Origin of the sequence: Paenibacillus sp. y28, from assembly GCF_037137075.1 — a bacterium.
Lineage (GTDB): Bacteria > Bacillota > Bacilli > Paenibacillales > NBRC-103111 > JBBBNV01.
Window position 1 is genome coordinate 435,513 of the sequence record NZ_JBBBNV010000001.1, and the last position, 21,255, is coordinate 456,767.

18 protein-coding genes are annotated in these 21,255 nt (G+C 52.9%); 2 read left to right on the forward strand and 16 right to left on the reverse strand.

What is annotated here, in order from left to right; all coding sequences use genetic code 11:
* Window positions 1-31: 31 nt before the first annotated feature.
* From WBG83_RS01915 to glgB, 10 genes are all read right to left on the reverse strand, one after another.
* Window positions 32-1,141, reverse strand: coding sequence for a radical SAM protein (locus WBG83_RS01915; RefSeq protein WP_336742181.1), 1,110 nt, complete (start codon window positions 1,139-1,141; stop codon window positions 32-34).
* Window positions 1,131-2,273 (reverse strand): UDP-glucuronosyltransferase, encoded by a 1,143-nt coding sequence (locus WBG83_RS01920; RefSeq protein WP_336742183.1) that lies wholly within the window; start codon window positions 2,271-2,273, stop codon window positions 1,131-1,133. The genes WBG83_RS01915 and WBG83_RS01920 overlap by 11 nt, the downstream gene beginning before the upstream one ends.
* A gap of 25 nt (window positions 2,274-2,298) precedes the next feature.
* Window positions 2,299-3,663: a hypothetical protein gene (locus WBG83_RS01925; protein ID WP_336742185.1), complete on the reverse strand. Its 1,365-nt coding sequence runs from the start codon at window positions 3,661-3,663 to the stop codon at window positions 2,299-2,301.
* A complete protein-coding gene (locus tag WBG83_RS01930; protein WP_442955774.1) occupies window positions 3,660-3,902 on the reverse strand; it encodes an acyl carrier protein in 243 nt (80 codons plus the stop codon). The genes WBG83_RS01925 and WBG83_RS01930 overlap by 4 nt, the downstream gene beginning before the upstream one ends.
* Window positions 3,903-3,945: 43 nt before the next feature.
* Window positions 3,946-4,779, reverse strand: a complete 834-nt coding sequence (locus tag WBG83_RS01935) for a class I SAM-dependent methyltransferase (RefSeq protein ID WP_336742187.1) — start codon at window positions 4,777-4,779, stop codon at window positions 3,946-3,948.
* Between the two features lie 386 nt (window positions 4,780-5,165).
* Window positions 5,166-5,696, reverse strand: a complete 531-nt coding sequence (locus WBG83_RS01940; protein ID WP_336742189.1) for a hypothetical protein — start codon at window positions 5,694-5,696, stop codon at window positions 5,166-5,168.
* A gap of 89 nt (window positions 5,697-5,785) precedes the next feature.
* Window positions 5,786-7,216 (reverse strand): glycogen synthase GlgA, encoded by a 1,431-nt coding sequence (gene glgA / locus WBG83_RS01945; RefSeq protein WP_336742191.1) that lies wholly within the window; start codon window positions 7,214-7,216, stop codon window positions 5,786-5,788.
* Between the two features lie 175 nt (window positions 7,217-7,391).
* Entirely contained in the window at window positions 7,392-8,507 is a 1,116-nt protein-coding gene (gene glgD, locus WBG83_RS01950; RefSeq protein ID WP_336742193.1) for a glucose-1-phosphate adenylyltransferase subunit GlgD, read from the reverse strand.
* Window positions 8,504-9,658 (reverse strand): glucose-1-phosphate adenylyltransferase, encoded by a 1,155-nt coding sequence (locus WBG83_RS01955; RefSeq protein WP_336742194.1) that lies wholly within the window; start codon window positions 9,656-9,658, stop codon window positions 8,504-8,506. Before WBG83_RS01955 ends, glgD begins: the two co-directional genes overlap by 4 nt.
* Window positions 9,655-11,571, reverse strand: a complete 1,917-nt coding sequence (gene glgB / locus WBG83_RS01960) for a 1,4-alpha-glucan branching protein GlgB (RefSeq protein WP_336742196.1) — start codon at window positions 11,569-11,571, stop codon at window positions 9,655-9,657. Before glgB ends, WBG83_RS01955 begins: the two co-directional genes overlap by 4 nt.
* 302 nt (window positions 11,572-11,873) lie before the next feature.
* Here glgB and WBG83_RS01965 point away from each other — a divergent pair, with 302 nt between their 5' ends.
* Window positions 11,874-12,734 carry a class I SAM-dependent methyltransferase gene (locus tag WBG83_RS01965; RefSeq protein WP_336742197.1) on the forward strand — a complete coding sequence of 287 codons (861 nt, stop codon included), beginning with the start codon at window positions 11,874-11,876 and terminating at the stop codon, window positions 12,732-12,734.
* A gap of 108 nt (window positions 12,735-12,842) precedes the next feature.
* Here WBG83_RS01965 and WBG83_RS01970 read toward each other — a convergent pair whose 3' ends face one another.
* Window positions 12,843-13,253, reverse strand: a complete 411-nt coding sequence (locus WBG83_RS01970) for a MarR family winged helix-turn-helix transcriptional regulator (protein WP_336742198.1) — start codon at window positions 13,251-13,253, stop codon at window positions 12,843-12,845.
* A gap of 191 nt (window positions 13,254-13,444) precedes the next feature.
* Between WBG83_RS01970 and WBG83_RS01975 the strand changes: the two genes are divergently transcribed.
* Window positions 13,445-13,708 carry a hypothetical protein gene (locus WBG83_RS01975; protein WP_336742200.1) on the forward strand — a complete coding sequence of 88 codons (264 nt, stop codon included), beginning with the start codon at window positions 13,445-13,447 and terminating at the stop codon, window positions 13,706-13,708.
* On the opposite strand, the gene gyrA is transcribed toward WBG83_RS01975, so the two are convergent.
* The 5 genes from gyrA to WBG83_RS02000 all read right to left on the reverse strand — a co-directional run bounded on the left by gyrA (window position 13,699) and on the right by WBG83_RS02000 (window position 21,071).
* Window positions 13,699-16,140 (reverse strand): DNA gyrase subunit A, encoded by a 2,442-nt coding sequence (gene gyrA, locus WBG83_RS01980; RefSeq protein WP_336742201.1) that lies wholly within the window; start codon window positions 16,138-16,140, stop codon window positions 13,699-13,701. The two genes, WBG83_RS01975 and gyrA, sit on opposite strands and share 10 nt — an antisense overlap.
* 6 nt (window positions 16,141-16,146) lie before the next feature.
* Window positions 16,147-18,150 (reverse strand): DNA topoisomerase IV subunit B, encoded by a 2,004-nt coding sequence (parE, locus tag WBG83_RS01985; RefSeq protein WP_336742203.1) that lies wholly within the window; start codon window positions 18,148-18,150, stop codon window positions 16,147-16,149.
* A gap of 84 nt (window positions 18,151-18,234) precedes the next feature.
* On the reverse strand, window positions 18,235-19,233 hold the full coding sequence (locus tag WBG83_RS01990; protein WP_336742204.1) for an ABC transporter permease: 999 nt from the start codon (window positions 19,231-19,233) through the stop codon (window positions 18,235-18,237).
* Window positions 19,226-20,236 (reverse strand): ABC transporter ATP-binding protein, encoded by a 1,011-nt coding sequence (locus tag WBG83_RS01995; protein WP_442955780.1) that lies wholly within the window; start codon window positions 20,234-20,236, stop codon window positions 19,226-19,228. Before WBG83_RS01995 ends, WBG83_RS01990 begins: the two co-directional genes overlap by 8 nt.
* A 49-nt stretch (window positions 20,237-20,285) precedes the next feature.
* Window positions 20,286-21,071: a GDSL-type esterase/lipase family protein gene (locus WBG83_RS02000; RefSeq protein WP_336742207.1), complete on the reverse strand. Its 786-nt coding sequence runs from the start codon at window positions 21,069-21,071 to the stop codon at window positions 20,286-20,288.
* Window positions 21,072-21,255: the final 184 nt, after the last annotated feature.

The following is a 21,255-nucleotide window of genomic DNA, read 5'->3' on the forward strand; positions in this document are numbered from 1 at the left end:
TTCCCTACCTTTCATCGTCGGTTGACCCGAGCTATATGCGGGGCTTTTCGTTGTAATACAGACAGCAGCCCGGGCATATCGGAAACAGGTTTTTACGTAAATAATCACGGTATTCCTTATAGCGCTGGCCGTTCCAAATTTCTTTCAAGCTCTGCTCATACACGTTGCCGAGGGTTAAGTCATAGAAATTATGACAAGAGGTCACTTCACCGCGGGCGTTCACCTCCGTGCTGATCCACGGAAACACGCAGCGCTTCTTCATGTTTGTGACCTTGTGCCAATTGGCCGTGAAGTAATTGCGGATATTTTCCTCACTGATGACCTTCGGATAGGCATTAAAATACATCTGCCGCTCTCCGCAGTGCTGCTCGATCCGCTTCAGCTGCCGGGCCAGCTCCGCCGGGTCAATCTCGCTGAATCGGGCCGGGTCCGAGATGAAGCCTCTGGCAATCGGCGCCCACGGCACTCCGAATTCGCGGTGCAGCAGAGACGCATACGCCTCATACCGCTCCTGCGTCACATACTGCTGGAGCTCTACGCTGATGCAGTCCAGCATGGAGAGATCCAGGCTTTCAAAATAGAACCGTTCCAGGTGCTTCCAGTTGATTGGCGTCACCGCCGTGCTAATTCCGATTTTCGGATACATCGCCCCTTTACTCTCGCGCAGCTCATACAGCTTCCTGATGCCGCGCATGGCCTTCTGGAAAACGCCCGCTCCTCGCTGGGCATCGTTAATTTCCTCCGGGCCGTCAAGCGACACCCAAATTCGTTCCGGGGCATGCTCCACCAGCATCTCGGCGTGCCGCTCCAGCAGCGTCCCGTTGGTCGGGAAATGAACCCCGCTCCCATAATGCTTGATGGCGGCCAAAACCTCATCAATTTGCGGATACAGAAGCGGCTCTCCGCCATACAGCTCGTAATAGGGCCGGGATTCCTTGAAATCCTCGATAATTTGCATCACAATGCCCGAATCCAGCTTTTTCAGCTCGGGTTTATCCTTGTAGGAGCCGTTGTCCCCCCACTCGAAGCACATTTTGCAGCGTAAGTTACAGGATTCCAGCAGCTGAAGAAAAACCCATTTGGGCGTGCTCGTATCCAGCATCGGAGCCGCTTTGTCCACTGGCAGCGCCTTATTTAACATGAATGCCCCCCTCCTTTCCGATTCCGTGTGTTTGTAGAAAAACGTCCGTATACGAGGGCAAAGAGCTCCTTAGCTCCAGCAGACGCTTATGCATCTGTGCCAGAGGCGCCGCAGCAAACCCGCTCTGCTTCCACGCTTCATAAGAAATTCCAAGTCCCGCTTCCTCCCAGATCTCGCTGTTACAGCGCTCATGCGGACCAAAGGGCTCCAGCATAATAACCGGTGTCGCTGAAGCAAGCGAATCCATCAATGTGCCGGCGCCGGGCTTGCTGATGATCGCCTTTGCCTGCCGGATAACATCATAGAGTCCGTGATGTGTCGTTCCGTTGGCAAAGCAAGGCTGCTCCCCGCTGACAATTTCCCCGAACAACGGAAATTCGTGCTCTCCGCTCGGCCCCTTGCGCCAGGCGACCCAGCCCGGATCGTTCATGAATATCCGGTTGCCCGGCACGTCCCGCTGGGCTTCTTCCAGCTCGTAAGCAACAATATCCAGCTCCAGACAGCGAGCTTCCAGCTCGGGAATTTTACTGGAATATGTGCCCATTCCCCAGCCCCCGCCATGGATGACATACCGATTCGGGCGATCCCCCAGCGCTATAGGCTCCTGCGGCCCGACAGGAATGTAGCAATTTATGGACCTGCTTCCAGCGTGGTACAGCCATGCGTCCCGGTAATGCTGTGTATAATCCGGGTTATATTTGCGCAGGCTCCTCCAGGAAGGGGAGTAATCGGAATCGACATACAGCATATCCGCCTGTACCGCTTTGCCGGATTCCCCAAGCCTCGCCCTGTACATATCCAGCACATATACCCAGTGGCCTGACAGAACGATAAAATCGGTCCGGTTCTGCTCGCTCCACTCTGCGAGCAGCGAATCCAGCTTGTCAAAATCCAGGCTGTCCCGGATATCTCTTGGAATTTTCGTGGCCATCAGAGCGACGGAGAAATTGTCATGATACGCCTTTTTGCTGTCCAAAATTTTGTCCTGCTTCTCCTGCTCGATAAAGGACTCAAAAACAAGCACCTCTGTCGGCACCCCCTGCCCGCGCAGCTGGCTGCTGACAATCAGCCCCGGATTATAGAAGCCCAGTCCGAAGCCGGAGCATAAAATGGTGACAAGCCTTGGCTTCAACGCCCTACCCCCTCACCTGAATTCGTTAATTGGCCGGATGATAAGCGTTCTCCTGCAGCAGGTGCTTCAGCTGTTCAAGCAGCTGTTCCCGGCCTTCCGCCTCCGGATCAACCAGCGCCACGTACAAACGCCCTTTGCAGCGTTCCGCCTGGTCTTGATTCACAGTCAGCGTATTGGCGCTCAGCGGAATAATTCCACGCTCCCGGCTGCGGTCAAACAACATGCCCCTGCGTTTCATCGCATACAGCACATCCTCAAACGAAGCGCGGCCTGAGCCGCCAATAACAGACACGTGCGACAGCTGACAGGAGGCGCCCGCCCCGGCAAGGAACAAATCGACCTGGCGCTTGAGGAGACTCATCGACTTCCTTGCATTGATCTCCACCAAAGGCACAATCTCCCCGTCGGCAAGCAGCATGGAATCGACACACACATGCCCGAAATAGCCGCTATTATGCAGCTGACGTGCGGTTTGGCGCATGATTTCGAAATAGCCTCCGGCCTCCAGCTGCTCCAGCAGCTCCCCGGAAGCAGTCACCGAGCCCAAATAAGCGAAAGCCGTATTCAGCACCTGCTGGACCGAAAGCACATGAAAGGAGCCGTTCATGCCAATATAAAATTGGCAGGAAAAGTCCGTTCTTTTATCAAGCAGCGGCTCTAAAATAAACAGAAGCTCCTTGCCGGACGTCACTTGGCCGCGAAGGTAAGACAGCATCCGCTGCAGCATGGACGGCGTCTGGATGAGCAAATTCCCCTTGCCGGATACGCCGAAGGTGTCCTTAATTAGAAACGGCCCTCCCGCAATCAGCCGATTCCCTACCTCCTCCAGCTCCTCCATGCTAGTGACGATACTGCTGATATTCGGAATCCCCAGCGTATCCTTCAGCTGTGTCGAATACAGCTTCGAATTGACCTGCCTCATGATTTCCAGGGACGGCGCGTCACACAAAAGCCCGTACTGCTTGCGGACAGCATCCAGGCCGTCAATAACCGCAAACGGCTCCAGCACCGCGCCAGCCGGAATCAGCGACTGACCGCTCAGCTTTTCAAACGAGGCAGTAAGCTGGTGAAATATATTGCTTGCCGCGTCACTCCTCTTATCCGGCGCAGGAGAATCCGGGCTTCCTGCTGCAAGCGGATCGCGGTTACAGGAAAACTGAAAGCCCAAATCACGCAAATAGTGCACATGTGCTTCGTTCATCGGATAACGGGTTAAAACGACATCCTGATCCCGGCTAAACAGAAACAACAGCTCATCCATTGCCTGCACGATTCGGCCGGACTGCGCATCCGGGAGCGCCGGCAGCTTTGCCAGCCGCTCATCCCGCCACAAGGTTTCGGCGTCAAATGTGCCGCAATGAATTTTGGGAACCGCCGCTGTGTTAGTCATGCGCTCTTGGCTTGAATGAAGGTGCAGAAGGTGTCGATGGAATTCAAATGCTCCATGTCAAACTGCTCAAAATCAATCTCAATGCCGAATTCATCCTCAACGCGCAAAATAAAATTAATCAGCTGCAGGGAATCCAAGCCTCCATCATTCAGAAGATCGGATGAAGCATTCAGTGTGCCCGCCAATTCAGGCTCGTTTTTAATTTCGCTGATAATATCAATCACTTTTTGCTGAATCATCATTCTCTCTCCTTTGAATTCCGTAGTATGAATGACGGCCGGCTCAGCACGCTTTGACAATAACGGCCAGGATGTCTGTTTGCGGGTATTTCAGGTTGTAGTTTGTAAGATGAAGCTGCCGGTGATCCGTAACGGAAACCAGCTTAAGCCCAGGTGGAAGTGATTTCATAATGTGGGAAAGAAACGACGCTTTTGTAAATCTCCAGATGACGCCGTCAATCGAGGAATTCGCCATATAGCCGTCCTGCATCGTTTTGCCGGAGCCCTGCTCCTCTAAAATGACAGGATCAGCAATCCAGATTTGTCCGCCGTCCTTCAGCAGACGACAGCATTCTGCAAACGCTTTCTTATGATGGCGAATATGATGGAAGCAGCGGGCAAAAATAATGATATCCAAGCTTTGGTCAGGCAGCGGCACTTCATAAATGCCGGAATGAAGCACATTTTCGTACCGTCCTTTTTTGATGCCATACTCCAAATACCGTTCATTAATATCCAAATTTAAAATACTTGCGGCCGTTTCGTTCCGTTTGTGCTTATTCAGAAGGCCCGTACCACAGCCAACCTGAAGCACATCCCCTTGAAGCGGGGGGAAAAAGTCGTAGACTGAGGTAGGTCTGGGGAAATTCAGCACAAACATCGACAGTTCATACAGCCACGGATTTCGTTCAATAAGCCGAACCAGCTTGCTGACATAAAACGGATTTTTCTTCGTGTTCTTCATGAAATCACGCTTGTTCCAAACATAATAGAACGGGTACAACACAACAAAGTACACGACATACATCGACTGAAGCAGTCTAATCCGCAGCGGATGATAGCCGGGATGGATGCGATGTTCAATTCCTTGGCCTTGGTGTACATCGTTCCATAACATGAATCTCTATTCCCCTCCTTATCGTATGGTAGATATAGAGTATGCCGATTCTTGCTGCGTACCCCGATCATAGAGACAACACCGGTAAAAGGGCAATAATACTTTTTTGCGCCTCCGATTTTGTCAAATTATACATTTTTGCACGACTAATACTTTTCTTCAAGGGGCCTGAGTCTATGCTATGCTTGGTCGAACCGGATCATTTCCACTTTTTTAAAATCGAATGAGGCTGCTTACAGCACAAGTTGCTAACCGACTAACAGGCCCGCCCGCCAGCTTCGTCAATATAAAGCTTGTACAATGAGTAAGTCTATTCACCGTGAAGCAGCCTCTTGGCCGGGCACGCTGCAAGCAAAAAACCATGCCTCGATTGGCATGGCTTTTGGTTATTCTTCATGAGCTTCTTCAGCGAACCGATCGCCTTCACACGGCTGATAACGAAAATCCTGGGCCGCCCCGCTGCGCAGCGTAATCGTCATCTTGCGTCCAGCCTCTGTCAGGGCCAGACGATAGCGGACCACCTCGGAGATGTCCTCGTCTTCCTTCTTGCCCAGCCGCACCCTGAGCCACAGCACCCGATCCGTTTGCTTCAGAATTTCCAGCTCAGTGGCTGTCGGGTCAAATACAGGCGGATCATACAGCTTGACGTACCGTTTGCCGTTCCGTATATAAAAAGGCATATTGCAGACCATCCGGCGCGCATACTGTGCGCTCCACCAGCGCCGGAAATACAGGTAAATGCTTCTCTTGGATTGGAACCTCGGGGGCAGCAGAGCCATCGGTACCCCTTCGTCCGTCCACTCGTCCGAGCCGTCAATTTCTTTGCCTGAATCAAATACATGGAGCCATGCAGTCTCCGCCGCTGTAATAAAGGACTTCAATTGCTTGGTGCTGTACCTTAAAGCTACCTTGACCATAAACCCGCACCTCCTGCATTAGCCTATGACAGGATGCGGGAATCCGTGATTCCATGAAAATAGCGGCTATCACCTTGCTTTTTGCCGGTCTACGCTTTTCCGCTAACCTCCCGGTACAAATCCAAATACGCTTTGGCGGACGCTACCCAGCTGTAATCCAGCTGCCTCATATTGTGAATCAGATGCTCCCAATGCTTGCCTTCCCGGTAGAAATACACCGCCCGGCCGATAGTAAACAGCATATCATGAGCATTGTAATCGGCAAAGCTGAAGCCCCAGCCTTCCCCTGTGTACTCATTATAAGGCATAACCGTATCCTTCAGCCCGCCTGTCTCCCGTACAATCGGCACACTGAGATAGCGCATGGCCAGCAGCTGCCCGATACCGCACGGTTCGAATTGAGATGGCATCAGGAACAAGTCGGAAGCCGCGTAAATTTTGCGGGCAAGGTCGTCATTAAACGTAATGTGGGCGGACACCTGCTGCGGGTAACGGGCGGCTGCCTCACGGAACAGGCTTTCATAGCGGCCCTCTCCTGTGCCGAGTACAACCAGTTGAACACCCATATCGAGAATTTCCGGCAGCACCGCGGCAATCAAATCCAGGCCCTTTTGATGGACCAGCCGGGTAATCAGGGCAAGCATCGGCACATTCTCATCCCGAGGCAAGGATACCAAATCCTGCAGGGCGGCTTTATTGCTCCGCTTCTTGGCGAGCGAGCTGCGGAACGGCACCGCTAATGCCTCATCCTGCATCGGGTCATACAGTTCATAGTCAATGCCGTTTACAATACCGTGCAGGTCATGCTGGCGCTGGCGCAGCAGCCCATCCATGCCTTCTCCGTAATAAGGGGTTTGAATTTCTCCGGCATATGTCCGGCTGACCGTCGTAATCCGGTCACTGTAGAGCAAGCCGCCCTTCATGCAGTTAACGCCGCCGTAATACTCCAGATTTTGCCACTCGTAATAATCGTGCAGTCCGAAAATATCCTGCAACACGCCTGACGGAAACACACCCTGGTATTTCAGGTTATGTATGGTAAAGACGGTTTTCATCCCGCCGTAGCCTGGCCGACCTCCATATAATGCTTTCAGGAAGACCGGTATGAGGCCCGTCTGCCAGTCGTGGCAGTGAATGACGTCCGGCTGGAACCCCAGGTGCGGCAAGGCTTCCAGCACCGCCCGGCAATAAAAAGCATACCGCTCCGCATCATCCTCGTAACCGTAAAGCCCATGACGGCGGAAATAATATTCGTTATCCAGAAAATAAACAAGCGCCCCGTCCAGTTCAAGCATCTGCACGCCGCAATATTGATTACGCCAGCCGACAGGAATATTCAGCACCGCAATGGTTTGCATCTGCTCCTGCAAGGGCCATGGAATATCCGCATACTTCGGCAAAACCAGGCGCACATCTGCACCCTGGCGCCGCAGCTCCTTCGGAAGGGCCCCGATGACGTCGGCCAGCCCTCCGGTTTTGACAAATGGCACTGCTTCCGATGCAGCAAACAGGATGTTCATGATGAATGCTCTCCCCCTGATGTTAAGCATATGTGTGATGACGTATTTCAATTGCGCACGGATAACCTACACATCGGCCTGTAAAAAGTCCATTCCCTTTGGTCATCCGTATCCGGCGCTCGATCCCGCCATGCGATGCCACAGGGCTACCCGGTCATCGCACTAGCGGAACGGTTTAGATCACCTTGTTTTTAGCCGCAATATATGGCGCGCCGAGATCACCCGAGAGCCGCTTGCCGGCTTGAATCCGGACCTCTTTATCCAAGATGGTGTTCTCCACCACCGCGTTTTGCCCAATTTCGCAGCCCTGCAATAAAATACAATTGCGCACGACGGCGCCCTTGTGAATTTTCACGCCCCGGAACACCAGACTGTTCTCGACAGTGCCCTCAATCAGGCACCCATTGGCAACCAGACTCCCGCCGACGCGGGCGCCTTCGAAATATTTGGCAGGCGGCTCGTCCTTGACCTTCGTGTAGATGAGCCGATCCTGGAAAAACAGCTCCCGCCACAAATGCGGCTGCAGCAAGCTCATGCTGTTCCGGTAATATCCTGTGATCGAATTGATAATGCCCACATACCCTTTAAATTCGTAGCCGTAAACAACCAGCTTGTCGATGTTTTTCATTATTCCATCGCGCACAAAATGATCGTGCCCCTGGCCAAGGCAGGTCTCCACCATATCAAGCAGCAGCGATTTGCGCATGACATACATCTCCATGCTGACCTGACTGGATCGCAGCGACCCCCGGTAATCCTCCATCAAAGTGACCTGGCCGCTTGGTTTAATGGCAATGCGGCGGTACTTGCTGTGCAGCAGATCTTCCTCGTCCAGCGTTTTGTATACCACGGTAACATCAGCGCCTGTTTCCAGATGGGATTCCAGCACCGGACGAAAGTCTATATTGCAAACCATGTGGCTGCGGGAGATCAGCACATACTCCCCGGCGGCACGAAGGAAATAATCGCGGTGGCAATAAAACTGGAACAGGTCGCCCTTCAGCAGCCCGTTCGGCTCGTCATGAACAGCGGGCAGCACAAACAGCCCGCCCCTTTTCCGATCCAGGTCCCATTCCTTGCCCGAACCGAGATGGTCCATTAGCGAACGGTATTTATGATGCGTAAAAATAGCCACATCGCGAATACCGGAATTCACCATATTGGACAGTGTGAAATCAATCAGCCGGTATCTGCCTCCGAACGGTACGGAAGCGACGCAGCGCGAATAGGTCAGCTCCTCCAAGTCGTCCGGTTCATTTACTAGGTTGACTACGCCGATTAATTGATTCATAGCGCCTGCTCCTCCCTCACGGCCTGAACCGTCTGATGTCCGCCAATCAGAACAATGTCCCCTGCTGCCGAACCGATTACCGCTCCATCCTCAATGATGGTGTCCTCGCCGATAATGGCTTTTTGAATGGTGACGTTTTTGCCGATTTTGACATTTGGCATAATGACCGAGTCCCGGATGACCGAGCCTTCGCCAACATTAACGCCATAGAACAGCACAGAATGGTCTACTGTTCCGAACACTGAGCAGCCTTCGTTAATAAGGGAGCGGCTGACCCTGGCCATCGGCGCAATATACTGGGCCGGCTGATAAGGGTTCACGGAGTAAATACGCCAAGCCCTGTCATTCAAATCGAATTTGGGATCATGTTCAAGCAAATCCATGTTTGCTTCCCACAGGCTCTCAATGGTACCGACATCCTTCCAGTACCCCTCGAACGGATAAGCGAACATCCGCTCCTTGCTCTCCAGCATCGCGGGAATAATATCCTTGCCGAAGTCGTTGCTGGACATCGGATTCGTCTCGTCCTTCAATAAATAGCTTCTCAGCACATCCCAATTAAAAATATAGATGCCCATCGAGGCCAGATTGCTTTTGGGCTGCTTCGGCTTCTCCGCAAACTCGGTAATGCGCCGGTTCTCGTCCGTGCTCATAATCCCGAACCTGCTGGCTTCCTCCCATTTCACGCCAATGACGGCAATCGTTGCATCCGCCTTCTGCTCCATGTGGTACTTCAGCATGTGAGCGTAGTCCATTTTGTAAATGTGATCTCCGGAAATAACCAGCACATAGCTTGGATTATAACGATCGATGAAATCTATATTTTGGTAAATGGCATTCGCCGTACCGCGATACCAGTCACCGCCCTTTTGCTTTACATACGGCGGAAGCACGCTGACACCGCCGTTCATCCGGTCCAAATCCCAAGGGGAACCGATGCCGATATAGGAATTGAGCACAAGAGGCTGATACTGGGTTAATACACCGACGGTGTCAATGCCGGAATTCGTGCAGTTGCTCAGTGTAAAATCGATAATGCGGTACTTGCCCCCAAAATGCACCGCAGGCTTCGCCAGGTTTGTTGTCAGCGCCCCCAGCCGCCGTCCTTCTCCTCCGGCCAGCAGCATCGCTACGATTTCTTTTTGTCTCATCGGCTTGTGCCCCTTTCGCTAGTTCGTTGAAATATCGCCACAGCGAGCGGCGGAATGCGAACACGGATGCTTCGCTCCCGATCGTGCCAAGGCACCTTCTCGCTGGGCAGCAGACCGGCATTCTGGACACCGGAGCCGCCGAACCTTACATCGTCGCTAGTAAACACCTCTTTGTAATTTCCGGACTTCGGAACACCGATCCGGTAATCGCCATAAACCATCGGCGTGAAATTACAAACGATAACAAGCTCATCCTTTTTCTTCTTTCCCCGGCGTATAAAGGTAACGATGCTCTGGGACGTATCATGGGGGTCAATCCATTCGAAGCCGTACGGGTCGTGATCCCGTTGCCATAGCGCTTTTTGCGACTGATAGAAATGATTCAGCTCCCGCACATAACCCTGCATGTTCCGGTGCATGTCATAGCCAAGCAAGTGCCAGTCCTGCTGATCGCCTTCAAAATGCTTCCATTCCGCGAATTGGCCGAACTCCCCGCCCATAAACAGCAGCTTCTTACCCGGATGGGCAAACATATAGCCGTACAGCAGCCTTAGGCTGGCGAATTTTTGCCAGTAATCTCCCGGCATTTTATCCAGAAGCGATTTTTTGCCGTGAACGACCTCGTCATGAGACAACGGGAGGACGTAGTTTTCTGACCAGGCGTACATGTAGGAGAACGTCAGCAGCTGGTGATGATGCTTCCGGTAAATCGGGTCCAACTCCATATATTCAAGCATGTCGTTCATCCAGCCCATGTTCCATTTATAATTGAAGCCGAGGCCGCCCTTATCCGTCGGACCGCAAACGAGCGGCCAGTCGGAAGAATCCTCGGCCATCATCAGCGCATGGGGGTAATAATGGAATACGGTTTCGTTCAGCTTGCGCAGGAAGGCAATGGCGTCCAGATTCTCATAACCGCCGTTCCCGTTGCGGGTCCACATCGATTCCGGCTTGCCGAAGTTCAAATACAGCATACTGGCGACGGCATCTACACGCAGCCCGTCAATATGGTACACATCCATCCAGAATAAAGCGTTCGATATAAGAAAGCTGATGACCTCGGGGCGGCCATAATCAAAGCTTAATGTCCCCCATTCCGGCTTCTCGGCTTTACGCTCATCCGCATATTCATATAACGGATACCCGTCAAACCGGCGCAGGCCGTGCGCATCCTTGCAAAAATGGGACGGCACCCAGTCCATAATGACACCAATGCCCTTCTGGTGACACTGGTCAATAAAGCTCATCAGCTGATGAGGTGTCCCGTATCGGCTTGTTGCCGAGAAATAACCGGTAATCTGGTAGCCCCACGACAAATCAAGCGGGTGCTCCGACAGCGGCAAAAGCTCAATATGGGTATATCCCATTTCAACGGCGTAATCTACAAGTTCGATAGAAAGCTCTTCATAGGTGTAAAATTGCCCGTCTGGTTTTATTTTCCAGGAGCCAAGGTGAGTTTCATAGATGAGGAGAGGCCGATTGTAAGGCGTGTTGCGGTTGCGGGCACGAAGCCAGGCAGAATCGTTCCAACAGTAGCCGTCTAAGGAGGTGACGACAGAGGCTGTACGGGGACGAAGCTCGGAACGAAATGCATACGGATCGGCTTTCAGCAGCACTTCACCATACAAGGTGTGAATTTCATACTTATACACGGTTCCTTCAGGGAGTCCCGGAATGCTCAGGTGCCAGATGCCTCCGGCAGAAGCCTTTTGCATACGGTGATGCTCGCCGCACCAGCCGTTGAAATCGCCGACAACCCGGACGTCACGGGCATTCGGTGCCCATACGGCAAAACGAACGGCATCCTGGCCTGCTTCCCTGATAACATGAGCCCCAAGCAAACGATAGCTGTGGTGCAGGCTCCCCTGATGAAATAAATACAAGTCATGATCGCTCGGAACGGTTTGAATCATGCGCATCATCCTTTTCAGCAAAAATGGTGCAGCAGGTTGAGGTTGAACAGCAGCCACGGTGTTCCGGCGGATTTCCTGTCCATACATGTTCTAAGAAGCGTGTCATGTTAATGAGAAGATTCTTTCCATAATAAGAACTACTACATTTATTTCTACAGCCGCCGCTGTATTCCTTTTTATTTCTGCAAAAAACATATGAAAAACGACAGAAAAGTGGAATCTGCACGGGACGTGATGTAGAATGAGGAAGGAATCCATGTAATCGAATAATTCTACCTCAAGAACAGAAAGGAATTGTACGAATGTTTGTCTCCAATCTATGGAATGATTATGAATGTATCGACACCGGTAACGGCGAAAAGCTGGAGCGCTGGGGCGACATTGTGCTGCGCCGTCCCGATCCGCTGGCCATGTGGCCGGTATATAAGCAATCGCTGTGGAATAAAGCAGCCGCCCATTATCACCGCAGCGCCTCCGGCGGCGGAGAGTGGGAAGTCAGGCAGCCCATCCCGGAGCGGTGGACCATCGGCTTCGGGGATCTGCGATTTCATATTAAGCCGACCGGCTTTAAGCATACCGGCTTATTCCCGGAGCAGGCGGTCAACTGGCAGTGGATGATGGATAAAATCCGGGCGGCCGGAAGACCAATTCGGGTCTTGAATTTGTTCGCCTATACAGGCGGAGCTACTGTCGCCTGCGCAAGTGCGGGCGCTGAGGTTTGCCATGTCGATGCCTCCAAGGGCGTCGTGCAGTGGGCCAAAGAAAATCTGGAGCTGTCGGGACTTCGCGATAAGCCGGTCCGCTTCATTACCGATGATGTATTCAAGTTTGTGCAGCGCGAGAAAAAGCGGGGCAAAACCTACGATGCCATCATTATGGACCCGCCTTCATACGGACGCGGTCCCAATGGCGAAATGTGGAAGCTGGAAAACGACTTATATCCGTTCTTTGAATTTTGTACGGAAATTTTGACGGACAAGCCGCTGTTTTTCCTGATTAATTCCTATACGACCGGCATTTCGCCAACCGTTCTCAGCAATATGCTGCTGATGACACTCGGCGCCAGGTATAAAGGGCATATTACTGCAGGTGAGATCGGCCTGCCGGTTACAGCCTCAGGCTTGACGCTGCCTGCCGGAATTTTGGCCCGGTGGGAATCGTAATAAGGGGTGTAAGAACCTGGGTTTAGGGTTTAAAAAAGCATGTTGCCCGCCGCCTGCTGAAGTCTTCGGACGTACGCAGGTGGTTTTTTTATGGCGTAAGCACTTCCCCTAGCCGGCGATTTTGCCAAGAAGGTATACGAGGAGCTGCTGGTTATGCGCTGAAATTTTATTGAGCTGATAGGTTAAAAACTGCTCCCGGATCGCCAGGCCGCGCCGGCATTCCTCCGTTCCTTTGTCGGTAACGAGTATCCATACAATACGGCGGTCCTTCTCGTCGCGTTCACGCTGAATAAGTCCGTTCTTTTCCATGCGATCGAGCAGCGTCGTTACCGCGGCAGGTGTAGTATCAAGGTGTCCAAGCAAATCCGACGGCTTCATTCGTTCCTGCTCACTAAACAGCAGTACCTCCAAAACATGCAGCTGTCCTTCAGTCAACGACGGGGCTAGCTCTGTCTCCATATGCGTCTTCATTTCTTTGCTCAGTTTGCTCCATAATTTAGCAAATTGATCGGAAATCATGTTCAATCACCTCTTGCTTCCAGTATAACACGGCATTTCCCCATTGAAAAGGTTAATCTAATTAATATTTTAAGACATTAATCGATAAGAAACGGAACTACCTGACACTCCTCTACATATACTGCGATTACAGGTATGAAAACGATGACGAATGGACTCGGACAAGATGCACGGAGGAGTGTGAACCATTTATGGAACGGGAACACCGTTTGCAGGAGGCACTGGAATTGATTGCCGAGACTGTCCATACCCGGCAAAAGGAGCAGGCTGACAGAGCAGCCGGGCCAAGCGAAGCATGGAAGCAGGAAACGGCGCTGCGCGCCCTGAAGGAAGGCATATTAAAGGACCCACAGTGGCTGGAGCGGCTTAATGAGCCGGTGCCGATGTGGGTCCTGCTGGATTGCTTATTGCGGGTGATGGATAAAACGGAGCCTTCGTATTTTACTTACGACTGAATCGTTTTGTGAACCGATACGATCCGTTCTTCCTTGGCCAGCTGAACGACTGCTTTCCCTGTTGCTTTACGCTCTTCAATCGGGGCCGCCTCGCTGGCAAAGCTGTACACCGAACCACTGGATGAATACGCGGACAGCTGAATGGCATGCTTCACAAAGAAGGCGCTGCGCAGTACAGAGCCGTTCGGCTTCACACGCTTGCCCTCTTTAAACTCGAAGGTGACGATGCCTTTCCCCCCGCGCCCTTGAACCGGATAGTCGAGCAGAAGCGAGCTTTTGGCATAGCCGAGGTCGGAGATGACGAAGACTTCGCCTTCCTCTCCTTCCACCCATTCGGCAGCGACAACCTGATCGTCGTCCCTGAGCTGAATACCGCGGACACCGCTGGCCGCCCGGCCCATGGTATTCACTTCCGCCTCCTTGAAGCGGATACTCATGCCAAGCTGGGTGACAAGCAAAATCTCCTTCGTGCCGTCACTAGGCTGAACGAGCAGCACTTCGTCCCCGTCGCCAAGCTTGCACGCTACGATGCCGGTTGTCCGGCTGGTTACATATTCCTTTAAGTCCGTCCGCTTGACTTGTCCGCCCCGGGTAATGAATACGACACTTTTTCCTTCCGCCTCCCCGGCTTTCAAAGGGAGAACGCTGACAATGCGGTCTTCCTTCGGCAGCGGAATGACATTGACAATCGCCGTGCCGTTGTCCTTCCACTTGAACTCGGGGATTAAATGAACCGGAAGACAGTAGCTTTGCCCTTTTTCCGTAAACAAGAGCAGCTGATCCAGGGTATTCATCTCCAGCACATGCCGGATGAAATCGCCTTCCTTCACCCCGCTGTTCTCAACTTCCCCGCCGGAGCGCGTAAATGACAGCTTGCTTGTCCGCTTGATATAACCGTCCTGGGACAAGGTAACCAGTACATCCTCCGCCGTAACCAGCACCTCAAGGTTGACCTTCAGCTCCTCAACCTCGCCCTGAATGACTGAACGCCGGTCGATGGCGTATTTGTCGCGAATGGCGCTCATCTCGTTTTTAATTACGCCGATGAGCTTCTTTTCACTGCCCAGAATCCCCTGCAAGTACGCAATGGTTTTCTGTACCTCATGCAGCTCTTTCTCCAGCGACGTGATTTCCAGATTCGTGAGCCGGTACAGCTGCAAGGTCAAAATCGCATCCGCCTGACGCTCGGTAAAGCCGAACAGGGCGACCAAATTATTTTGAGCGTCCTGGCGGTTCTTGGAGGCTTTAATCGCTGCAATGACTTCATCCAGAATGTTGAGCGCCTTCACGAGCCCTTCCAGCACATGAGCCCGGTCGAGTGCTTTTTCCAGATCATACTGGCTGCGGAAGGTTACAACTTCCTTCTGGTGCACGACATAGGCTTCGAGCATTTCCTTTAACCCGAACTGTCTCGGCGCCTTGTTGACGATAGCAACCATATTGAAATTGTAAGTTACCTGCAGGTCCGTCTTTTTGAACAGAAACGCCAGCACACCCTGCGCATCGGCATCCTTCTTCAGCTCAATGACAATACGCAAGCCTTCGCGGCCGCTCTCGTCGCGGACCTCGGCAAGACCCTCAAGCTTCTTCTCGATGCGAAGGTTTTCAATAGCGGTTACCACGCGTGACTTGACGACCTGATAAGGGATTTCGGTTACAACAATTTGCCTACGCCCTCCGCGCAATTCCTCAATCGCCGTTTTGGCCCGAAGGTAAATGCGCCCTTTCCCGGTCCGGTACGCTTCCCGGATGCCTTCATCCCCCATAATGATGCCTCCGGTCGGGAAGTCCGGCCCTTGGATATACTGCATCAGCTCCTCCAAGGTGATGTCCGGCTTATCCATTAAAGCAATGCAGGCGTTGACCGTCTCCCGAAGATTATGCGGCGGAATTTCGGTCGCAAAGCCTGAGGAAATCCCGCTTGACCCGTTCACCAGCAGGTTCGGATACCGTGCGGGTAAAACAACAGGCTCCTTCGTGGTGTTGTCGAAGTTATCCTTGAACAGCACCGTCCGCTTCTCGATATCGCGCAGCAGCTCCATCGCGATTTGCGACAGGCGGGCTTCGGTATACCGCATCGCGGCTGCCGGATCATCGTCCATCGAGCCCCAGTTGCCGTGACCGTCTACCAGCACATGCCCCATTTTCCAAGGCTGGGCCATACGTACCATCCCCTCATAGATAGGGGCGTCTCCGTGCGGGTGATAATTACCCATAACATCTCCGACGGTTTTGGCTGATTTGCGGTACGGCTTATCCGGGGTGTTGCCCGCATCGTACATCGCGTACAAAATGCGCCGCTGCACCGGCTTCAGCCCGTCGCGCACATCAGGAATGGCGCGGTCTTGAATAATATATTTGGAATACCGGCCGAACCGGTCTCCTACAACTTCCTCTAAAAACGCGGGAAGAAACTGTTCCAATGTGCTCATATCGGTTTACTCCTCGTATTCCGTGAAATCAACATTTTCGATAATCCAGCGTTTGCGCGGATCAACCTTATCCCCCATCAGCGTAGATACACGCCGCTCCGCTTTCGCGGCATCCTCAATTTGCACCTGCAGCAGCGTGCGTGTTGACGGGTCCATAGTCGTTTCCCACAGCTGTTCCGGGTTCATCTCGCCCAGCCCTTTGTAACGCTGAAGCTCAACCTGCTTCCCCAGCTCCTTCATAAGGTCCTGCAGCTGATCATCGGAATAGGCGTATTTGCTGACCGTATTTTTACCGGCCTTCCTGGTAACCTTGTACAGCGGCGGCTGGGCAATGTATACCTTGCCCGCATCGATAAGCGGCTTCATATAACGGTAAAAAAAGGTCAGCAGCAGCGTCTGGATATGCGCTCCATCGTAGTCCGCATCCGTCATGATGATCACCTTCGCATAACGGGTCTCATCCAGCTCGAATTCCGGGCCGACGCCGGCTCCAATCGCCGAGATGATGTAGCGGTACTCATCGTTTTTGAGAATGTCCCCGAGACGGGCCTTCTCCGGATTCATCGGCTTTCCCTTCAGCGGCAATATGGCCTGATACTTGGAGTCCCGTCCCTGCTTGGCCGAGCCCCCCGCCGAGTCCCCCTCGACGATAAACAGCTCATTGCGGGTGAAATCCTTCGACTGGGCCGGCGTCAGCTTGCCGTTCAGGTTGGAGCTTTCGCCCTTGCCCTTTTTGCCGCTGCGCACCTCCTCACGCGCTTTACGAGCCGCCTCACGAGCCTTGGCGGACTGTACGGCCTTTTTCAGCAGCTGCTGGGCCACCTGCGGGTTTTCCTCCACGAAAACGGCCATTTTCTCCGACACGACGGCATCCACCGCACTGCGGGCGGCAACACTGCCCAGCTGATCCTTCGTCTGTCCGACGAATTCCACATCGCCCATCTTGATGTTGATCACAGCCATCATGCCTTCACGGAGGTCGACGCCCTCCAGATTTTTTTCCTTTTCCTTGATCAGGCCCGCTTTGCGCGCATAATCGTTCATGATCCGCGTGTATGCCGTTTTGAAGCCTGTTTCGTGCGTTCCCCCGCCCCGGGTAGGGATCGAGTTTACAAAAGACGCGAGCGTTTCCGTATAACCGTCATTATATTGCAGGGCCACTTCAACTTCGATGTCGTCTTTTTCCGCAACGAAATGAATCGCATCATGAAGAACCGCTTTGTCCTCGTTCAAAAACTGGACGAACTGCTTCGCGCCCCCGCTGTATTCGTAGGTATCCTCGGCTCCCGTACGTTCGTCCTTCAACGTCACCCGCAGGCCCGAATTCAAAAAGGCGATAATTTGCAGCCGTTCGGCCAATGTATCGTAGTTCAGCGCAATACCGGCCTGAAACACCCGTTTATCCGGCTTAAACGTAACCTTGGTTCCGGTTTTGTTCGTTTTGCCTGTCATCTCCAGCCCGGAGATCGGTTCACCGACATGCTCCTTGCCGTCGGCGTCGACCCAATATTCAAAGCGCTGCTTATGTATTTTGCCTTCGCGGTAAATGTCCACTTCCAGCCATTCGGACAAGGCATTGGCTACAGACGCGCCGACACCGTGCAGTCCGCCCGACTTTTTATAGCCGGAGCCACCGAACTTGCCGCCCGCATGCAGGATGGTGAACACAACCTGCGGGGTCGGAATCCCGATTTTATGCATGCCGGTCGGAATCCCCCGCCCGTTATCGCGGACAGTGACCGAGTTGTCCTTATGAAGAATGACATCGATTTGAGAGCAATATTTAGCCAGATGCTCGTCTACTGCATTGTCAACAATTTCCCAGACCAGATGATGCAGGCCGGAGCTGCCCGTTGAACCGATGTACATGCCCGGGCGCTTACGTACCGCCACGAGCCCTTCCAGCACCTGGATATCGTCCGCGCCGTAGTCTGAAGGCGCCGCCGCAGCGGACGCCTCCCCTGCCTTCGCGGCTGTTTCATTTGCAAAGAAGTCAGTCTGTTCCGCCATTCACGAGCCCCCGTAACTTGGTTTCTGCGATCAGTTTTTGTTCGTAATTCGTTCGCCTATTTAGCATTATAGCATCGTTTTCCATTAATTTAACACATCTTTCTTAGTAAAAACCCAAAAAGATGTAATGATAGCGCCCGCCGTCCATACCAAAAGCACCGTCAGCGAAAAGCCGAGCGTCATCCCCGGAATCGGCGGCAGGCTTCCGGACAAGTAGTTCGTCAGCTCCAAATTCAGCATAAACAGGTACTTGGCGCTCTCCCACGAAGAGGCCATATTGGACAAAATCGAGCCCGTGATAAGCGTAGCAAGCATAATGCCCATGCCCGCCGCCGTACTGCGCACAAGCACTGAAATCATCAGCGCCATGCAGGCGACGACAAACGCCGAAAGCCACACCAGTCCCAGCTCCATGAGCAGGTAAAGCCATTGGTCAATGGCCTTCACGTATTTGAAATCAACATCCGATCCGTTGATCTGAAAGCCGGTGAACACCGGCATCGTCCATCCCCCGTAGCCAAACACGAGCCCGGAGATGAGATAGGACATCGCCGCTGTGCAGACGACAATCAGGGAAACGAACAGCGTGAGCGCAAGCAGCTTGCTGAGCAGCACCTTCCATCGCTGGACCGGCCTGCTGAGCAGCAGCTTTATCGTGCCGTTGGAATGCTCCGACGACACCAGGTCCGAGCCGATAATCATCACCATCAGGGGAATGAACAGGGTTACTGCATTTTCCATAAACTCCCTCGTGAAGGTTACCGCGTTCGGCGAGGAAGGGTCAACATCCCGGTCCAAATAGTACTGCAGCTGAAGCACCTGCACCTTAATCATCCGCTTCCATTCCTCCGGCACACGAGCCGAACCGAGCCGGTTCTGGGAATCCGTAATTTGCTGCTGAATAATTTTATGCCAGTCGTCCGTGCCGAACTGCTTCCGGTTGTTTTGCGACACCTTCATTTGCGCATAGGTAAAAATCGGAATGAGGACCAGAAGAATCAAAAGCACGACCAGAAACCGCCGTTTCTTCAAAATCTTAATCGTTTCATTCTGAACAAGCGGTAAAACCCCGACTTTAGCCAATTCGTTCCCCTCCCGTCAGCTGCAAAAATAAATCCTCCAGCGTCGGCGTTTTGACTTCGATGCCGAAAACGCCAAGCCCGCGCTGCACAAGCAGCCGGTTCAGCTCAGGAATCCGGTCCAAATCGATTTGAACCGTCACCGTCCGGTATGAATCCGCCGATTTGTCCGCAGCCTCTTCATCGGGTTGAACAGCGAGCACCTCCGCCCCCTCGGCGGCAAGCAAATCAGCGGCCGCCTGCGCCTGGTCCACCGACCAGACCACGAAGCTGGCATGCTGGGACAGCAAGGTATCCACGTCCCCGACGGCAATAACACTGCCCTGGCTGATGATCGCGACACGATCGCAGAGCTGCTGAATTTCGCTCAGCAAATGGCTGGAGACGAACAGGCTAAGCCCGCCTGCGGCGAGCTGCTGGATGAATTCCCGCATTTCTTTAATGCCCTGCGGGTCCAGACCGTTTGTGGGTTCATCAAGAATAAGCAGCTTCGGATCACTGAGAAGCGCTTGCGCGATGCCGAGCCGCTGGCGCATGCCAAGAGAGTAGGTTTTGACCTTATCATGAATACGCTGGTCCATGCCGACAATTTCCGCCACCTTCCGAATCCGCTGCTGACCCACATCCGGAAGCATCCGGGCAAAATGCTCCAGGTTTTCCCAGCCGGTCAAATACGAGTACAGCTCCGGGTTTTCGACGATGCACCCGACATGACGCAAGGCCTCATTATGCTCACGGTGCACATCATAACCGCAAATCGAAATGCTGCCTTCGGTCGGCTTAATCAAATCGACCAGCATGCGTATGGTTGTTGTCTTCCCGGAGCCGTTCGGCCCGAGAAAACCGAAGATTTCCCCGGCGCGGATATCGAAGCTGACTCCTTTTATAATCCATCTGCGGCCGATTCGTTTCTTGACATCCTTTACTGCCAGGACCACCTCGCCGCTGCGCCGCCTCTCTTGGGTTCCGGCAGGCGCCTGAGTTTGTTCCGTAACAATCCGGTTCATAAAACGCTCCCCTTTCACCTTATCATGCTCTTCCATTCGCAGACGCCCTTTAATTGAGCACCTGTACAATCCGGTCGGCAATCCGTTCGTAGCCTGCTTGATTCGGGTGGAAATGGTCCGTATATAAATATTTGTTCAGCTGCATTTGAAACAAATCGGCCGTCGGCACAAAAACGACGTTCGGGTACCGGTTCGTAATCTGAAACACACTGTCGTTCCATTCCTGTACCACCAGAGAGGCTTGGCGATCCGGGTCCAAATCAAGAAATGCGTTATATAAGCCGACATACATGACCGTCGCATTCGGATTCGCCTTGGCAATCATATCGATAATTTTCTCAATCGTCGGAAGGGTTTCCTTCATTCGCGCACGGCTCGTCTCCGGCGCCAATTCCTCCTGCCCCAAATGGAACAAATCATTCCCGCCGATGGTCAACAGAACGAGATGAGCTTGTCCGATGGCGTCCCGCATCGGTTTTTTGGTCTCCAGATCATTCAGCAGCTGCTTCGCCTGATAGCCGTTAATGGCCATATTATTTGTTACAAAAACAGGCTTGCCCGTCGCTTGCTGGAGCTTCTCCTTCACTCCGCCGACGTAGCCCTTCCCCGTCTGATCCCCGGTGCCTTTGGTCAGCGAATCCCCAAATGCGACAATATCGATACGATCCTGAGCCAGCACTCCTGACGGCTGCTCCTCCGCGGCCGGCGCTTGGGTGATTTGACTCTCTTGCGGAAACAACACATCCTTCACGCCATAGCCCAGCCCGCCGATTAGCAGTGCGGTGGAAAGCAAAGCGCTCGCCCCGGTAATACGCCATAATGTCGTTGCTTTCATCTGCCACTCCCCCTCATTCCTTCTGTCATTAATTTAATCGTAAAAAAGACAATTTGCAAATTCGGTGGTGTTTTCCGCCGAATTTGTCAAAAATCGTTTCTTCGCGGCAGGCATAATCCGGATAAACGGGGAATAAAAAAAGCTTCCCCCACAACATGGTGTGAGGGAAGCTCCTGCCTGTCTG